The sequence below is a fragment of the Phyllobacterium sp. P5_D12 genome (assembly GCF_054049495.1).
Genome location: NZ_JBFUMG010000780.1, coordinates 1 through 1,608 on the forward strand (window position 1 = coordinate 1; position 1,608 = coordinate 1,608).

A 1,608-nucleotide genomic window follows, 5' to 3' on the forward strand; every position below is an offset into this window, starting at 1 on the left:
ATGTACAGGTCCGCGAATTCGGCTCGCCCGCCCTCGAGGTTAGCCATCTCGGCCTTCAGGGCACTTTCGATGACGTATCTTTCATCGCGCGCCAAGGCGAGATTGTGGGATTGGCAGGCCTCATCGGCGCGGGGCGAACCGAAGTAGCAAAGGCCGTTGCCGGGATAACCCGCCCGACATCCGGAACAATCAAGGTTTTCGGCAAAGCTGTGCGATTGCGCAGTCCAAATACTGCCGCCAGGTTCGKCATTTCCTATGTCAGCGAAGACAGAAAGACCCTTGGTCTCTTACCCAACAGATCTGTCCTGGAAAACGCGACCATTTCCAATCTGGCCCGCTTTCGCAAACTCGGCTTTTTAAATCGTTCATTGGAACGGCGCTACGTCAAAGGGGCCGTCAAGCGGCTTGACGTCCGCATGTCAGGCCCCGATGCGGAAATCCGCACTCTTAGCGGCGGAAACCAGCAGAAGGTTCTCATCGCCAGGGCCCTTGCCGTCGAACCACGTATTCTCATCTTCGACGAACCCACAAGAKGAGTCGATATCGGTGCAAAAAGCGAAATCTACAGCTTGATCAATGAATTGGTCAGGTCTGGCATGTGCGTCATCCTCATTTCGTCTGAGATGGAGGAAATTCTGAGGCTGGCGGATCGAATCGTGGTTTTGCGCCGGGGCAAAGTTGCAGTCACCTTGTCACGCGATGAAGCAAGCGAAAACACAATCATGCGAGCGGCCGCTTTGGCCGAATGATCCATAACCGGAAGATTCAATTCAAATGCTGAAAACTTCTACGTCTTTCCAAACCTACTCCGTGTCAGCCGCCAGGATATGGCGGAGAGTAGGCGTATTGGCCGCCCTCATTATCCTTGTGATCGCGGCATCTTTTCTCTCCGACAGATTTCTGACACCAGCTAACCTTTTGAACATTCTGCGGCAAGTGGCCATTGTCGGCATTCTCGCGATTGGCATGACCTTCGTCATTTTGACGCGCGGCATTGATCTCTCGGTCGGATCTATCCTCGGACTGTCAGTTGTCATCTACGCAGGTCTTTTAGAAACTCACAGCATGGCGATCGCTATCCCGCTCGGACTATTGGTGGCAATGGCCGCAGGTCTGGTCAATGGTCTGGGTGTCGCATCTGCTGGCATACCACCGTTTATCATGACACTTGGAATGCTGTCTTTCGCACGTGGCCTAGCTTTTCTCTACACTGGCGGTACGCCCATCCCGATCCTCAACGAAGCCTTTTATGATCTTGGCAACGACTACCTGTTCGGTATCCCCATTCCGTCGCTAATTCTTCTCGCAATCCTTGCCGTTAGCGCAATAATTCTCTCCCTCACGGCATTCGGCCGCAGTGTCTACGCCATCGGGTCCAACGAAGAAGCGGCGAGACTGTCAGGTGTCCCGGTGCGCCTCTACAAGATCATCGTTTATGTCATAGCTGGCGGGGTTTCGGGATTGGCCGGGCTCGTTTATGCCTCACAACTGAGCATCGGCACACCAATCGCCGGCCAAGGCTACGAACTTGATGCGATCGCCGCTGTTGTTGTCGGCGGCACCTCACTCTTTGGCGGCAAAGGCTCCGTTGGGGGCACGTTTCTTGGC

At 54.5% G+C, this 1,608-nt stretch carries 2 protein-coding genes; both read left to right on the forward strand.

What is annotated here, in order from left to right; translation table 11 throughout:
• The coding region (locus ACXJ5O_RS26345) for an ATP-binding cassette domain-containing protein (protein ID WP_457302483.1) at positions 1 to 749 on the forward strand (749 nt) is incomplete at its 5' end.
• A gap of 97 nt (positions 750 to 846) precedes the next feature.
• Positions 847 to 1,608 (forward strand): ABC transporter permease (locus ACXJ5O_RS26350; protein ID WP_457302484.1); only part of this gene is annotated, 762 nt, incomplete at its 3' end.